Consider the following 15,547-nt stretch of genomic DNA (forward strand, 5'->3'; position numbering starts at 1 on the left):
CTTTTTATTGGCGCTGAGCAGTAAACGATAGCGTTGGGCCGGTTTTCCGTAGGGCTAATACATATGTTGACCGCCATTTATCGAAAGAGTAGACCCTGTAATAAAGCCCGCATCATCCGCCACTAAAAATTCAACACCCCGCGCAACCTCGTCAGCACTACCTAAGCGTCCAACAGGGATTTTGGCAACGATTTTTTCAAGTACTCTTTCGGGTACCGCTCTCACCATATCTGTTGCAATATAACCTGGCGCAATGGCATTGGCCGTAATATTGTGGCGAGCGCCTTCTTGCGCTAACGCCTTAGTGAACCCATGAATACCGGACTTAGACGCTGCATAATTAACCTGCCCATATTGTCCTGCTTGGCCGTTTATAGAGCCAATATTTACAATACGACCAAAATTATTGGCTCGCATAGTACCTATGACGTTACGAGACAAGTTAAAACAGGACCCCAGATTTGTTTCCATGACTTTGTGCCAGCACTCGGGTGTCATATTATGAATGGTGTTATCGCGCGTAATGCCTGCGTTGTTAATCAGAATGTCAATGTCATGCCCGAAGTCAGTGCGAATGCTTTCGATAGCCGTTTTGCACGCGTCAAAATCAGCAACGTCGAACTTGTATACGGGAATGTCAAACTCCTTGCTGAAATCTCTGGCTTTAGCGTCGTTGGAGGCGTAATTGGCCGCTACTAAATAGCCCGCTGTTTTTAATCGTACAGATATAGCTTCACCGATACCGCGTGTACCTCCAGTGACGAGTGCAAGTCTACTCATGGTTGTTCTCCTTGACCAAATGAGCAAAAAAAAAGGTATGGTTCTAACGGGTGCAGGTTTCTTTCAGCGTTTTTGGTGTGCTTCCAATTGAAACTTGCACTTTCGTAACTATATAGAAGAATTGCAAAAGCGAAACCTGCTAAAAAGAAACTGGTGCCAACCATAGAGGAAAGACTGTGTCAGATCATGTTGTAGATATAAATGAGTCGAATGCGCAGGCATTACTCATTGATGAATCGTTTAAACGGCCGGTATTAATTGATTTTTGGGCGGACTGGTGCGAACCCTGTAAAAATTTAATGCCAGTACTTGAAAAGCTTGCTGTTGAATGTGGCGGCGCCTTTCTTTTGGCGAAAGTTAATGCTGACGAACAGCAAATGATTTCTGGTCAATTTGGCGTTCGATCTCTTCCTACGGTAATGGTAATGAAAGACGGCCAACCAGTAGATGGCTTTACAGGGGCTCAGTCCGAACAGCAAGTACGAGAGTTGCTTGGTAAGTATTTGCCTAAGCCTTGGGACCTGCTGCTGGAGCAGGCTCAGGCGTTGTGTGCGGAGGAGGATTTTGGCGGCGCTTTGCCGCTTTTACAGCAAGCATACAAAGAGTCTGAGGCGCGTGCCGATATTGCTGTGGTGTTAGCAAAGGCCCACATTCAGCTTAACCGTTTGTCTGATGCAGAAGTCGTGTTAGCTCAAATTAAAATGGCTGATCAGGACGCCGAATACAACAATGCTATCGCTAAGCTTGAATTAGCGCAGCAGGCCGGTAAAGCGCCGGAAATTGAAGCGTTAGAGGAGCAGCACAAGGCAAACCCTGCCGATCAGCAGGTCGCTTATCTGTTAGCGGTGCAATATAGCCAGCATGATTATTATGCCGAAGCATTGGCTTTGCTGTATGGAGTGCTTCAATTAGACCTTAATTTTAACGACGGGGAAGCCAGAAGAATTTACACGGATGTGCTCGCGGTACTAGGCAAAGGGGACCCGCTCGCCGTTGAATACCAGCGTAAAATGTATACATTGCTTTACTGATTCACAGTGATAGTAGATGTGGCTCAATGGAATGCTCAAAAGCTATTCTTGGTGCTCATGGGCGTCGCATCAGCACTAGGAGTGACGAGGTAACAATGGCATAATGCGCACCGTTTTCAGGGCAAGCGAGTATTCGCCCACTTCGCCCATAATTGCGCCCACTGCATGCCGCGAAACCCGCGTTTGCACACTATGTGGCCGCCGTAAGCGTTATCCAAGCGCATAGATACCGAACCCCGTTAGGGGTTTTGGACGTTATCCAGAGGAAGACAATGCAACCGCAAAGCAAACCTAATAATCCGAATTTTTCATCAGGCCCTTGTAGTAAGCGACCTGGTTACGATGTCAGCAACCTTGATATTGCGACATTAGGTCGTAGCCATAGATCTTCCGTAGGTAAAAAAGCATTGGGTTTAGCCTGCGAGCAAACCGCCAAAATATTGGGTTTACCTGAAGGCTATCGTGTAGGTGTTGTGCCAGGTTCAGATACGGGCGCCGTTGAAATGGCCATGTGGTCTTTGTTGGGTCAGCGAGCAGTCGATATATTGGCCTGGGAGTCGTTCGGTAGTGGTTGGGTAACGGATATCACTAAACAGCTCAAGTTAGACAATGTCACCGTACACGAAGCCGATTATGGCAAGTTACCCGATTTAAACGCGGTCGATTTTGCTAAAGATGTTATTTTCACATGGAATGGCACCACCTCTGGAGTGAAAGTTCCGAACGGAGACTGGATTGCAGATGACCGCGAAGGCCTAACGATATGTGACGCCACCTCAGCCGTTTTCGCGATGGAAATGCCGTGGGAGAAGTTAGACGTAATCACCTACAGCTGGCAGAAGGTTCTCGGGGGTGAGGGCGCACACGGAATGTTAATTCTTAGCCCGCGGGCCGTAGCGCGATTGGAGTCTTATACCCCGCCATGGCCGATGCCAAAACTATTCCGTATGACCAAGGGTGGGAAGCTTACGGAAGGGATCTTCCGTGGCGAGACTATTAACACCCCGTCAATGTTATGTGTTGCAGACTATCTGGATGCGCTTAACTGGGTGGAAAGTTTGGGTGGCCTATCGGCCGCAATTGGCAAGTCTCAGGCTAACCTTGCTGTAATAGCGAGCTATGTAGAAGCGAATGATTGGATCGATTTCCTGGCAGCAGAGCCCGAAACACTTTCAAATACGAGTGTGTGCTTAACGTTAAAGGCTGAACCTGATCAAGTAAAAGAAATGGTGAAGTTATTGGCTGCTGAAGGTGTAGCGTTTGATATAGGAGCCTACCGCGATGCGCCCGCAGGCTTGCGTATATGGGCCGGTGCTACAGTCGAATCTTCAGATTTAGCGTTGTTAATGCCTTGGTTGGGTTGGGCGTATCAGCAAGTGACCCAGTAATAAAAGGCTGTAGCCTTAATTGCTCCCTTTAAAATGGCCCTGGAGACCCAGGGCCTAATCGAAGAAACAAGGTTTTACCTCGCTGTAAGAGGCCTATCGGCCGGTTAAGCTTGGTGTCTCCTTTAGAGCAAGAACGAGGCCATAAAATAACAGTATAAATATCAGTGGGTTAGAGTAATCCTCTCAATAGGATGTTAAATATTCTGACAAGTTGCTGTGACTCAATTCTCAATCAAATTTCCCGTATTTTCATTTATTTAAAGGTGCAATCAATATGTATCAAATTCGTACGTACAATAAAATTTCGGAGAAGGGTTTATGCCGCTTTCCTGAAGATCAATACACTGTAGGCGAAGCGGTAGTTGAAGCAGATGCTGTACTGTTGCGCAGCCAAAAACTTCAGAATGAAACATTACCGGCCTCCGTAGTTGCTGTAGCACGTGCGGGTGCGGGCGTTAACAATGTTCCAGTAGAGGACTACACCGAAAAAGGGATTGTTGTCTTCAACACGCCAGGCGCAAATGCAAACGCCGTTAAAGAGTTAGTGTTAGCGGGTATGCTGTTGAGTTCTCGCGGTATTTTACAAGGCAAAGAATTTGTTTCAACGCTCGGTCATATGACCGACGCTGCTGAAATGTCGAAACTGTTAGAAGCAGAAAAAAAGCGTTTTGCGGGAAGCGAACTAGCGGGTAAAACCTTGGGTATTGTGGGTTTGGGTGCAATTGGCTCTATGGTTGCCGAAGCCGCTTTAGCGCTAGGTATGAATGTTGTGGGGTTTGATCCGGCACTGTCTGTCGAAGCTGCGTGGAGGCTGCCTAGCGAGGTGGGGCGTAAAGAAAGCTTGCAGGCACTGCTAGGTGACGTGGATTACTTATCGTTGCATGTTCCTGCAATAGAGCCAACAAAAGGCATGATCAATGCTGAGACGTTGGCCATGATGAAGCCCACCGCTGCGATTATGAATTTTGCTCGCGATGCAATTGTTATTGCTGAAGATGTAGTTGCTGCATTGGATGCTGGAAAATTACGTCAGTATGTGTGCGACTTTCCAGAGCCTTGTTTAATCGGGCACGAAAAAGTTGTGGCGGTGCCTCATATTGGCGCGAGTACCGGTGAAGCTGAAGAAAACTGTGCAGTAATGGCGGTTAATCAATTGCGTGATTACCTAGAGAACGGGAATATTAAAAATTCCGTTAACCTGCCAGAAACCAGTATGGGCGGTTTAAACTCCAATTGTCGCATCACCTTTATTAATGAAAATGTCGCGGGTGTATTGGGACATGTTTTATCTATATTTGCTGAGAACAGTGTGAATGTAATTGATATGGTGAATAAAAGCCGTAACAACGTGGCTTATACTATTCTCGATTTTGATGCTCGACCTAGCGATGCGGTAATTGAAGCGTTGAGCAAAGTTGAGCATGTGATCTCTTTGCGCGTGATATTAAAATAATTAGTGTTAATACTGTTGCATTGTTCGGTTAAAACCGGATAATGCGCAGCCCTCGAGCATGTTTTTTTGTGTTCGATTTGTAATGGTGGCTCAGCTTGGTCCCCTCGCAACAATTCGCTGTGAACTCCGCCAGGCCTGGAAGGGAGCAACGGTAGCAGTATAATTGTGTGCCGGGGTGTGGCTGAGTTGAGTCATCTCCAATCTAGAATGCTATGTTTATTCCGCATTCACCCTAGTTCAGTCGCTTTATTCTTAGGTGCAAACCCAACCCCTCTCTTACTATAAATACAGTCCAACGCCCATTACTCTTTGGCCTGCTTCATTTCAGGGGCTCCTACGATCCCGCACCATAAATATAACGGGCCGCAACTCCTTATCTATGTCGAGCAGCGCGATCTGTCGTTAGTCGAATATTGTAAACAGCAAACATCAACTCCAAGTATTTTAACCTTAACTTATCCAAGTGCAGAAGCTAGGGGCATAGGTGTGCGCTGATGTTCTTGCAAGCCTAAATGCCCCGTCACCTTTGGGGGAATCTTGCTGCCCAGCCCTTCATTTATCGGCCGATTGACCCTCTAGTTTGCACTGAAAGCTAGAACTGAGTGCGACACGTAAAACAAGTGTTGGGCGAGCCGGACAAAACCGCTGCGTTAAATAACCGCTACATGTGGGTTGTGGCTAACACAGGTTATCGGGCGGGCTGCGTATTCCTTGATGCAAATACTCGCAACCAAAAAGTCTGCTAATGGTCGCACCGAAAACGGCTACCGATAAAGACTTGATGGGCCGTTACCCAATCGACAGCAGTGTGGCTAAGCACCCAATACGGCCATCCGTTATTCGGCGGAATAGCTGAATGCTCCGTAATACTCAAACAGGGCCAAGGAGTCTATCGCTTGATCAAAACCGCAAGGCCTAATGACTCGAATACTTGTGAGTATTTACATAGTGGCGCCTAGTGAGATTTGTTGCTTCCGTGGGGGCATGATTCATTCCTTGAGTTAACTTTTACGGTGTAAATATATAGTGTTTTTTCTTGGCTCAAGCGGTGGTGTGGGTGTCCGATTGTTGTTGACCATTGTCCGAGGGTTTGAACGCATGAACAAACACCTTAATCGTTGATACGCCACCCGTGTACCCTCGTTCACGAATCTCTCTATGCAAAACAGTCGCAGGTATCCAGTGCGGCTTACTGCCTCAATACGTTCGAGCAAATACGGCTTGTAAGGATCTAGGATCGAAGGGCGCTGCTCTCGCTCCGAATATGTTGGTGTTTTAGCTGGTGCACGAAGGTAGCTTCGCACGGTATTTCTGGAAAGGTTGAGCTTTTTTGCAATCGCGCGAATGCCAAGCCCTTGCCTATGTAATACGTGAATATCCACTAATATCTCCTGAGTAATCATGTCACCGCCTAGCTATTAATCCGGCGGCTATAGTGCCTCAGGTGGGTCAATTTTCGTTTGGCGTTAGTGGGTCATTTTTACATTGGCGTTAACAATTGAGTCCGACATCAAGAGAGCGGTAGCCTTTTTTAAAATTTCTTTCTCTGTTTTAAGCCGCTGGATTTCTCGCTCCAACGCTTTAATTTTGACTTGCTCTTCAGATATTGGGGTACTCTCTGGCGGTTCTCCTTGGCGTTCGTTGTTTAATGAACGTGACCACTTATCAACGGTGGACTTACCAACACCCATCGCCTCAGCGGCTTCTCGGATGGAATATCCTTGATGAAGAACCAGTTCTGCAACTTCCTGTCTGAATGCGGGTTTAAAATGTTTTGGCATGATGCTACCTTCGTTAAGGGCGATTATAATATCACCTCTAATTAGGTGGCCAGATTCAGTGTGCCACTACACGCCGAGTTAAAACTAAGACGCCTAATAAAAGAACATAACGGGCAATGTGATCGCAGTCAAAAAGTGTGGTATTTACCACACAAAGTGGTGCGTAAACTTGGTTTAGAGCACAAAGTGGTATTAGACTTAAACGCGCCCTCAATTCACGAACTTTGACGTCGTACTGACATATATCCACGCTGTATAAATACTATTGCTATATGCCTAGATTTAGGTATATAAGTATAAATGTTGTGGAAATGCGTCTTAACGACGTTGAATAAACTGTTAAATTCTCGGAGGCTTTATGCCAATGATAGGACCCGAAGGGCTAGATGAGTTTGCAGACGAATGTGCGTCAGCACTTATTGTTGATTCGCCTACTAAGTTTTTTTATCCGGATGATTGCAATTTTACAAACTGGCCTATCGACGAAATTAAGCAATTGAACGATGAGACTCTCAAGAGCTTAAGGGGAGCTGGAAATGTTTATGCAATCTACACGAGGCGAGTAGGTGAGAGCTGGTCGGCAGTTTATGTGGGTCAAAGAAAAAGCACAGGACTGCGTGAGAGAATAACTCAGCATCTGATAAATAAAGATGTTCGTACGGGTTCTATGCTAGAAGCGGTAAAAACTGCGATCTCTGACGGAAGGGAAATGGCTATTTCCTTTATTCAGGTTCAACCTGAATCGCTGAGGCTATATGTTGAAGAAACGATAATTTCCAAGAATAAAGCACAGTTGCCATGGAATACTCATGGGTAGAATTTAACAAGGCCAGTCAATCTGACCTCCATAAACTGTCTTCTTTTTTGCAAAAAAACGCAAAAAAGCAGCCAGTTCACTCCGGCAGTTGCTGGCGGCGTTATATTTCGGGAGTGGCGAATACTTGGAAGACATAAAATTTATTATATTTGGTTTGGTGTTCTTCCTTGTAGGAGGTGCCTTCGAATATTTTAGGCGTAATAAGCCATGTGAGAAGTGTGGCGGGAAGATGAAAGTTGTTGGCGTAAAAGATCCGCTAGGTAAGAATATTACAAAGACGACTACAATTGGGATTTCGCTGGGGTTCCCACATGATAAATTAGTCAAATTAAAGTGCAATAAATGTGGTCAAATCAAGAATGAAAAATGGAAGTCATAGTTAGCAATATTTTAAGAGTTAAATATAACAAATCCAGCCAAGCTCAGCCACTGCGTGGCTTGGACTTCCGTTACGGCGCTTCGCGCCTTCACTCCAGCCCTTGCTGGCGACGTTATAAGTAAATCGTATGCCCAAGAAACTATCGAAATTAGTGTTGAAGTTTAGCGGCGATAATTTATATGCTTTAGTAGGCAATGCTGGTGAGTTCGATGAGTGTAGTGGGCTTTGCGAGCAACTATTAAAGTTTGGCTCCATTAACTTTGGGGAGCCCAAGATACATCTTACGGAACACGGATTTATTTGTATGTATCAAGGTGTAATTCGAGCATTGAATGGGCCGCGCTACCCAAATAAATTGAGCCAGGAATACCAATCTATGCTCAGCGTTAAAGAGATAATGGAACACGAATATGAAAGGCAGCGTGGTAAATCAATTAGCTTATAACAAGTCATGCCAGCTGACATTTTGGTCGTTGCTTCGTCTTGTGTATGGCTTCGCCATTTTACACAAAACTCCACAACAACCAAAATGCAGCTGCATTCAGCGTTACAAGGCAAAATGAATCGAGCATCGTTGTATCCAATCAGTGGGTTTTTAATAGCCCCGCCTATAGGTGCACTAATATGGGTTGTGCTATATGGCGGTATTGGTGAAATTTTTGGTGGGATATCTGCTTGGGCAGTTATTGTAAGTTGGGTTATTTCCGCAATTGTTGGTATACCTATATATTTACTTCTTAAAGCTAAAGGTTGTATTAACTTTCGTTCTTTAACTTTAGGCGGTGCATTAATTTCAGCCGCTCCTTGGCTACTATTTAGTTTTCCGGGCGGCACGACTCGTAGTGTTGTGGGGCAAACAATAATCATTGAAAATGGCAGCTACACTACAGCAGGCCTTTTGTACCAATTAAAGTTTCTGCTGGGTTTTGGCTTTTGTGGTGCAGTTTCAGGCTTAGTCTTTTGGCTCATAGTACGGCAGCTTGTAACAAGGCCATCAAATTGACGGCTTTTCCGTCGCTTTTTTTGTGGCTTAACGCTACGCTGCCACAAAACAATCAACTACAAAGCCGCAATTTATGGCGGCGTTAGAGCTACACATGAAAAAAGTAATTCTTTTAATTTTTATAGCTATTATTCCATATGAAATGTGGGCAGATAGTCCCGCAATGCCAATTCCCTATGTGGAACCGTCATCGTATGGAAGTTTTTATTTCAAAATGATTCCGGAAGTAGGGTCATACGAAAATGGCGAATACGAAATAAAGTCCCCTGCGTATGGTGTTGCCTATGAACTTTTGGAAAATGGTGACAGTAGAGAGTTATGGGAAGTTCAAGGCTGGTATGCTTTTCAAGTATATCTATCCAATGAAGCTGAATACCTTGTTAGAATGGGCAATTGGGCGAGCGGCAAGAAACCGTCCAAAGAAGATCTTGCAGTCGCCTTTTATCACAAAGGCGTATTGCTTAAAGAATATTCTACAGCTGACCTTATAAAAATAAAGCGTAGTGTTCAAAGAACAGTAAGTCACTATTTTTGGAGGTCAGATGATCAAGAGTTTCCAAAAATGGAGTATAAAAATAAGTTTTTACTAAAAACTATAGAAAATAGGTTGTATACGTTCGATATTTCTACCGGAGAAATCATTGAAGAGAAAAAGCTCTAACAAAGTTGTCAAATTGACAGTTTTTCCGTCACTCCTTTTTGTGCTTAATAGCACAAACGGGTTCCTCCAAAACTGCAATTTACAACGGCGTTATGCACGGTGAATATGAAGTACGAAAATTTACTCAGCCCTTTAGAGTTTGAAGATGATGTCACTGTTGAGGTCGCAGCTATATCATCTGAACTATTGCCAGGGCCAATCTCTGAAGATAATTGGGTGCATTTGTCCGAGCGGTTGTGGAATAGGGTTTTGTTCCTAGGCCAAGCTTACGAACTGCATTTCTCTCAAGTTATAGAGCCTGTAATTGACACAGTTTTGGGACCTGAACAATGCGAGTCACTTCTGGAGGAGTTAGAATTTTTACAGCATGTATCTACGGATCCTGCGTTAGATAAAACTATAACTTCTCTTGCAAATGAGTGTGGCAAAGTAATAAATAGGGTTGGTATGCGGCTTGTTCTCAGCCCGCCTTAAAAATGCATAACAAAATTATCAATAGGACAAAATTTGCTTCGCTTCGTTTTGGGGTGGCTTCGCCACTTTACCCCAAAACTCCACTACACAAACTTTGCCTATTATAATGGCGTTATGTGTAAATATGCGAGAACCCGATAGTTTAGAGAAAAAAATAAGATTCGTATTCGGCCTACTGATAATGTTTTCTGTAAGCTCGGTAATTACTTTTTTTGTGTTTTTGGAGTATGGGGTTGTACATTTTTCTATTTGCCTAATCGTCAGTGCCCTGTTCGCGTTCTTTGCAGTGTGTAAAGGTGATGAGGCTTACGATAGATTACGGTATTGGTTAGGTTGGTGGTAGCTAATGTTAACTTGGATAATTTTGCTTGTTTTTGCTGTCCCGTTATACATCTTCATCAGGCAAATGATGAGGTCAAATAAAACCCATAGTAATCGGTTGGCGGAAATCCAAAGAACTCTTCGTGAAAAAAGAGAAAGGGAAGTGCAAGAGAAGTGGGATTGTGTTAAAAACAAACATAAGTGATATTGGTTTTTGTATATAAGTCGTACAAACACATAACAAGTGTAGCCACCTGACAAAAATTACTACGCGCCTTTTTGTGTTTTCGCTACGCTCAATGTTACACAAAAATGCACTACGCAATTTTTGCAGGTGCTACAGGCGTTAGAGTTTCATTATGAAATTTATCGCGTTAATAATTTTAATATTTCCAAGCTTGGTTTTAGCCTGTTTTCCAACCGATGGAAGTGAGGTGGAGATTATCGGTACAGTAGTACCTGCTGTATATAAAACTCAAGAAATGATCGCGCACTATAGTGCCTTGGAGCTAGTAGAACCCGAATGTTTTTCACCGGATGGTGAACTTTCAGATGAAGAAGTAAAAATTGGAAAGGTTCAACTTGTGGTTCCAGAAGGCGTTGAAGTTGAGGTGGGTGGCAAATATCGGGTAAACGGTAATGCTTTTCATGGCCATACGGGCCATCATTATACAAAAATCATATTAAGTTCTAAAAATGTACAAAAACTCTAACAAGTTGCTCCTGCTGACATTTTTTCCGTTACTTCTTTTGTGCTTAATAGCACAAAATCATCCACTCCAAAAATGCAGCAGAGCAAGGCGTTAAGGCCCACATGCCCGAAGAATTCGAATTTCTAATTAAAGCATTATTCGTCGTCATTGGAATCGGCGGTGCTTTATATTCAGCTTACGCAACCATAATGGCAAAAATCTCATGTGGTTGGGTTCCTGTTACTGGAAAAATCACCTCTCATGAAATGGACGAGAGTAGAGATAGTGACGGTGATTCTATGTATAAAGCTAAAGTCGAATATGCTTATGAATATCGAGGTCGCAGATATAACGGAAAACGAATTGCCTTCGGGTTTTCGTCGTGGAATATTCGGTCGCTTGTATCTAAGGCTTATAGTGAAGCTATATCTGAATATCCAGCGGTGAAAGTTTACGTAAATGGAAATTCACCAAAAATATCTAGCATTTTAGTTGGCATTCGAAGCTTCCATATAGCCAACATATTGTTTTTTAATTTTTGGAATATTATTGTATACAAAGCCTTAACAAGTTTGTCCATTTGACGTTTTGGTCTACGCTCCGTTTTGGGGTGGCTTCGCCACTTTACCCCAAAACTCCACTACAACCAAAACGCAAATGACAAAGGCGTTAAATGCTAAGGAAGCTATGAGTATTACACTAAGATCAATCGGATTATTCGGAATATTAATTTTCGGAATTCTGTTCTCTGTAACCTTTGTATCGCCGGGGGTTATTGAAGAGTCAGCGAAAGGATTCGTGAAATACCAAATAGAAAAGGAAGTCAGAGAAAAGCAGCAATCTATAGTAGATTCTAGCGTTGCGAGTAAAGCTCTAAATGTCGCAGAAAGCCTTGGATTGGAATCTGAAAAAATACAAGAGGATTTAGATAACAACCTGCCAGAGAAGATTGCAAGTGTCATCGCCTCTATGTGTGGCTATGATTGTGAAAGGAAAAAAGCATTGGCTCAGTCAATTACATCGGGATACTTGGATCGCCTCAAGAGCATAAAAGTTGCTCAAGATACCTTGGGTGATCTAATCAAAGGAAAATACATCGAAATAGTTAGTAACCTGAAATTTGATCTACGGATATTTCTTGGGTCAAATCTTACGATGTTCCTTATTCTCCTAGTGGTGTCCTTCGCAAAGCCACGAGCTATGGCACATTTGTTTTTACCTGGATTACTTCTGGTTTTGGCTACAATAATATCCTCGGCAATTTACATATATGGCCAAGATTGGTTCTATACCATTTTGTACAACGATTATATGGGGTTTGGCTATTTGGCGTATGTCTCGGTTATATTTGGTGTACTAATAGATATCGCACTAAATAAAGCGCGAGTTACAACCGAGGTAATAAACGGAATAGCCAATGCCTTGGGTTCAGCGTTCTCGGTAGTACCGTGTTAGGCGCATTTAACAAAACAATCAACCGGACTCCGCTAAGCGTGGTTCGCTTTGCTCACAATACCACGCTTAGCTCCGCTCGGTTATTGTGGCGTTAGGAGGCAAGTTCGAGTGTTGCTGATGTTCATATTTTCTCTCTGCTTCGTAGTTATCGGTTGGTCTGGAATATTGACGGCCAGATACTATTCTGCTGTAAAGAAGCATGAGCCCGAAATTTGGAAGAAAATTGGTGAACCCAATATCATAACTATGAGAGCGACATTTTATGGTTTAGAAAATTCACCCCTCTTTCTGGAAATAGAGAGTAAAGAAGTTTTGTCGCTAGCTAAGCGAAGTAAGCAATCTCAGAAAGTAGTATTGGTTTCCTTTTTTGTGCTTTTCTTAACAATAGGCTGGAGCGTACTAAATGTCTCCTAACAAGTTACTCCACCCGACGTTTTGGTCTACGCTCCATGTTGTACATGGCCTTCGGCCATTTTGCACAACATTCCACTTCAACCAAAACGCGGCTGAGTAAGGCGTTAAATAGCTCGGCAACATACTATTTATACGGCGTGAAGATTTCAGTTTTAAACTTACATTTTTAGCTGTGTAGTGGTTTTAAATATTATGCTAGTTTCATAACGAAACAGTTCGTTTAGCTCTACCAGCATTAAACCGTGCAAACCACTCTAAAAGTCTGTTTTAGTATTTTAAGTTTTACTGGTTGCAAGCATATTTTAGTAACTCGTAAAAAGTGTTATTTTCGAGCGGGTAGTTTTAATGAAGAAAAAAGCAGAGCGGGGTAGTGATGTAAAGTTTACCGGTCGTTCTTCTTAGGGTTTTCAGGTTTAGCGTTTACGGGTGTTCATGTAGCGTTGTTCGCCACTTTGGTAGCAAGGCTCCATTTGCGTTCCGCAACGCAGTGTTGGTGTTGTTTGGTGTATCGCCATTTAACAAGGCCATCATGCTGCGCCAGCAAGCTGGCTGGACAAATTTTCCGTTGTTTGTTTTGTGCTTTAACGCTACGCTAGCACAAAAAAACAACTCCAAATTTGCCGCATATGGCGGCGTTAAGCTCTAATGAGTATGAACGAACTACCGAATTTACTAAATGATACATGGAGATTCTTTCGGGCCAATATATGGGGCTTATGGAAAGTTTTATTTCCCATAATAGTTCCGGTATCAATAATTAGTACAGCGTTATCAGAATACCTTCCGTCTGATGGGGTAGTTTCTTGGGTTGTGCTTGGCGTTGTTATATTTCTTTATCCAATTATCCAAGCTGCGATGATATTTTATATCTCCTCGGTATTAACTGGAGAAGCTCTACCGAGAGGTGTTTGCTACCGTCTTGGCGCTAAATATTGGGCACCTTTGTTTGGGCTTTATATCTTGGGTGCTCTAGCTATGTGCGGAGGGTTTTTTCTTCTTATAATTCCTGGATTAATCGTATTTTCACGTATAATGTTTTCTGAGTTCTACTGTTTGCTTTATGAGCAAAGCCCAGTGGAAGCGTTTGAATCTAGCTGGCATCAAACTAGAGATTATCAATGGCTGCTTTTAGTAGGGGTGCTCTTGATTGCGGTAGCCACATCGATACCAGTATGGCTATTAGAAAAGGTAGTAGAATCAACAGGCGCTATTGGATCTATCTTCGCAGTTGTTATTGGCGTTATTGAATATATGTTGGGATGTCTAATTACTATATTTGGATACAGGGTGTTTTCGTTACACCTAGAAAAGCTTAACAAACAAAGCCAGCAGGACTCGCCTGACGGCTCGCCTCTGCTTTGAGCGTTAGTAGCCAAAGGAAGCTCATGGAGCCTGGAAATATTCTGAAAATAGAAACGCTTGATGACGGGTGGCGAGATAAAGACTCCATTATGTTACATGCTTGTTTCCAACTACTAAGTGATTGTATAAATAAAGAAGAATTGTTGAGCGGTCATACTGACTGGGAGGCAGATGAAAAACATCGTGCGGCAAAGAGCGAAATAGAAGAGCTTTATGTTTGGTGGCAATCATACAAGGAAAGAGATATTCCAAACGATGATGGCTACGAAGAAGAAACAAAAATGTTATTACGTCTTATCAATATTAGGTGGGCGCTGTGGACATAGCTACTAACAAACATGTCAACTGGACAGTTTTTTGCTCCGGCCTTTTGCAAATTTCGCTTCGCTGCATTTTATCGCAAAAGTCCTCCACAAAAAACTGCCAGTTACATGGGCGTTAAACACCAAGAGATAGTCATGAGAACATTTTCTGAAAAATATCTTGGCGGAAGTAAGGTTCACGAAGATAGATACAAAATAGATGTCATAGTACTAGAAAAATATATGGCGTTTTCTACTGAAATATTGAGATTGGCGTTATTGGGAATAGCTGTATATGGGTTTTTAGTATCTAACATCGTGCTGGAAATCGGGGAGAGCGGTCTGTTAGCTCTCAATGCCAATATGAGCTCGGTAGTTTTTCTTTTTTTGGGTCCAATTGCTTTTTTACTTTCTTCCTTGGCGGCTCTTGCGCACAGGTTTTACTCATCTGATTGCCTAGCGCACTATGTGCGGATACTACGCCTTAGTGAGGCTGAGGGTAATGAAAAATTGAAAACAGAGAAAGATAGCCTAGAAAAAGATGGGAAGCGTTGCAAGAACCTAATTATTGCTTCATGCATCTTTTTAGTTCTCGGTACTTTCTTAGCTGTTTGTTCATTTGGTATTGTCCTAAACGGGGGAGTACATGTTTAACAAGGTTAGCCAACCTCGCCCGCAAGCGGGCTGGACCTCCGTTCCGGTATTTTTATGCGTTTATCGCTACGCTAACGCACAAAAACACCTACACTACGGCCGTTGCTAACGGCGTTATATTTCAATGGAGCTGAAAGTGAAGTATCTATTTCTAGCAATATCACTTGTCATGTCAGCGATGGTTACTGCCAAGGATATTTGTACAACTAACACTGAAATTCCTGATGACATGAGGCTTTCTGAGTCACATTACAGTAAAGAGAATGCATCTAGGTCAATAGATTTTCTCAATGGCGTAGTAAAGCAAGATAAGCCTGCCGGAGAATGGATTAATGTACCCAATGCACTTAAAACCATTGATGGGTACATTCGCAAAAAGGAGTGCCTAGCTAGCAGTGAATTACCTAAGGGGTGGAAATGTTCAGAGTTTTGCCTCTTTATGGAGTCATCGTTCGTTTATGATTAAAAAATATAACAAGGCTATCAAAAACCGTTCCGGCCAAAAAACGGCCTCCACTGGACGCGCTAACGCGCGCCTTTTATAGCGGCGTTAAATAGCTCGGCAACATACTATTTATAC

Annotated in this window: 17 protein-coding genes, 1 other RNA gene and 1 pseudogene; 16 read left to right on the forward strand and 3 right to left on the reverse strand. The window is 43.1% G+C overall.

Translation table 11 applies throughout. The features are described from left to right. Window positions 1-54: 54 nt before the first annotated feature. Window positions 55-780 carry an acetoacetyl-CoA reductase gene (gene phbB / locus H5647_RS12010; RefSeq protein WP_045858836.1) on the reverse strand — a complete coding sequence of 242 codons (726 nt, stop codon included), beginning with the start codon at window positions 778-780 and terminating at the stop codon, window positions 55-57. Window positions 781-956: 176 nt separating this feature from the next. Here phbB and H5647_RS12015 point away from each other — a divergent pair, with 176 nt between their 5' ends. The 4 genes from H5647_RS12015 (at window position 957) to ffs (ending at window position 4,842) form a co-directional block, all read left to right on the forward strand. Further along, entirely contained in the window at window positions 957-1,811 is an 855-nt protein-coding gene (locus H5647_RS12015; RefSeq protein WP_045858837.1) for a thioredoxin family protein, read from the forward strand. 272 nt (window positions 1,812-2,083) lie between these two features. Then, the gene (locus tag H5647_RS12020; protein WP_045858838.1) at window positions 2,084-3,199 is read left to right on the forward strand and encodes a phosphoserine transaminase; all 1,116 of its coding nucleotides are present in this window, start codon (window positions 2,084-2,086) and stop codon (window positions 3,197-3,199) included. Between the two features lie 274 nt (window positions 3,200-3,473). After that, the gene (locus tag H5647_RS12025) at window positions 3,474-4,652 is read left to right on the forward strand and encodes a 3-phosphoglycerate dehydrogenase family protein (protein WP_045858840.1); all 1,179 of its coding nucleotides are present in this window, start codon (window positions 3,474-3,476) and stop codon (window positions 4,650-4,652) included. A gap of 93 nt (window positions 4,653-4,745) precedes the next feature. Beyond that, window positions 4,746-4,842: signal recognition particle sRNA small type (gene ffs / locus H5647_RS12030), an RNA gene on the forward strand. Window positions 4,843-5,753: 911 nt separating this feature from the next. Here ffs and H5647_RS12035 read toward each other — a convergent pair. Next, window positions 5,754-6,055 (reverse strand): annotated as a pseudogene (locus H5647_RS12035) (IS21 family transposase); the annotation flags it as partial. A gap of 63 nt (window positions 6,056-6,118) precedes the next feature. Further along, window positions 6,119-6,433, reverse strand: a complete 315-nt coding sequence (locus H5647_RS12040) for a transposase (RefSeq protein WP_045858842.1) — start codon at window positions 6,431-6,433, stop codon at window positions 6,119-6,121. 358 nt (window positions 6,434-6,791) lie between these two features. On the opposite strand from H5647_RS12040, the gene H5647_RS12045 reads away from it, so the two are divergent. The 12 genes from H5647_RS12045 to H5647_RS12100 all read left to right on the forward strand — a co-directional run bounded on the left by H5647_RS12045 (window position 6,792) and on the right by H5647_RS12100 (window position 15,433). Further along, window positions 6,792-7,250, forward strand: coding sequence for a GIY-YIG nuclease family protein (locus tag H5647_RS12045; RefSeq protein ID WP_045858844.1), 459 nt, complete (start codon window positions 6,792-6,794; stop codon window positions 7,248-7,250). Between the two features lie 506 nt (window positions 7,251-7,756). Next, complete coding sequence (locus tag H5647_RS12050) at window positions 7,757-8,074, forward strand: hypothetical protein (protein WP_045858846.1); 318 nt, start codon at window positions 7,757-7,759, stop codon at window positions 8,072-8,074. A 114-nt stretch (window positions 8,075-8,188) separates the two neighbouring features. Beyond that, entirely contained in the window at window positions 8,189-8,632 is a 444-nt protein-coding gene (locus tag H5647_RS12055; RefSeq protein WP_045858663.1) for a hypothetical protein, read from the forward strand. Between the two features lie 94 nt (window positions 8,633-8,726). Then, the gene (locus H5647_RS12060; RefSeq protein WP_162926377.1) at window positions 8,727-9,293 is read left to right on the forward strand and encodes a hypothetical protein; all 567 of its coding nucleotides are present in this window, start codon (window positions 8,727-8,729) and stop codon (window positions 9,291-9,293) included. A gap of 99 nt (window positions 9,294-9,392) precedes the next feature. Next, window positions 9,393-9,767: a hypothetical protein gene (locus H5647_RS12065; protein WP_162926280.1), complete on the forward strand. Its 375-nt coding sequence runs from the start codon at window positions 9,393-9,395 to the stop codon at window positions 9,765-9,767. 680 nt (window positions 9,768-10,447) lie between these two features. After that, a complete protein-coding gene (locus H5647_RS12070; RefSeq protein WP_045857961.1) occupies window positions 10,448-10,801 on the forward strand; it encodes a DUF4431 domain-containing protein in 354 nt (117 codons plus the stop codon). A 101-nt stretch (window positions 10,802-10,902) separates the two neighbouring features. Further along, entirely contained in the window at window positions 10,903-11,364 is a 462-nt protein-coding gene (locus H5647_RS12075; protein ID WP_045856721.1) for a DUF3592 domain-containing protein, read from the forward strand. A 103-nt stretch (window positions 11,365-11,467) separates the two neighbouring features. Further along, window positions 11,468-12,235 carry a hypothetical protein gene (locus tag H5647_RS12080; protein ID WP_045858854.1) on the forward strand — a complete coding sequence of 256 codons (768 nt, stop codon included), beginning with the start codon at window positions 11,468-11,470 and terminating at the stop codon, window positions 12,233-12,235. Between the two features lie 1,059 nt (window positions 12,236-13,294). After that, window positions 13,295-14,011: a hypothetical protein gene (locus H5647_RS12085; RefSeq protein ID WP_045858735.1), complete on the forward strand. Its 717-nt coding sequence runs from the start codon at window positions 13,295-13,297 to the stop codon at window positions 14,009-14,011. A gap of 23 nt (window positions 14,012-14,034) precedes the next feature. Next, complete coding sequence (locus H5647_RS12090; RefSeq protein ID WP_045856726.1) at window positions 14,035-14,337, forward strand: hypothetical protein; 303 nt, start codon at window positions 14,035-14,037, stop codon at window positions 14,335-14,337. A 132-nt stretch (window positions 14,338-14,469) separates the two neighbouring features. Next, complete coding sequence (locus tag H5647_RS12095; protein WP_045856529.1) at window positions 14,470-14,967, forward strand: hypothetical protein; 498 nt, start codon at window positions 14,470-14,472, stop codon at window positions 14,965-14,967. A 169-nt stretch (window positions 14,968-15,136) separates the two neighbouring features. Further along, on the forward strand, window positions 15,137-15,433 hold the full coding sequence (locus H5647_RS12100) for a hypothetical protein (RefSeq protein WP_162926378.1): 297 nt from the start codon (window positions 15,137-15,139) through the stop codon (window positions 15,431-15,433). Window positions 15,434-15,547: the final 114 nt, after the last annotated feature.

This window comes from Teredinibacter purpureus, assembly GCF_014217335.1.
In the GTDB taxonomy this organism is placed as follows: Bacteria; Pseudomonadota; Gammaproteobacteria; order Pseudomonadales; family Cellvibrionaceae; genus Teredinibacter; species Teredinibacter purpureus.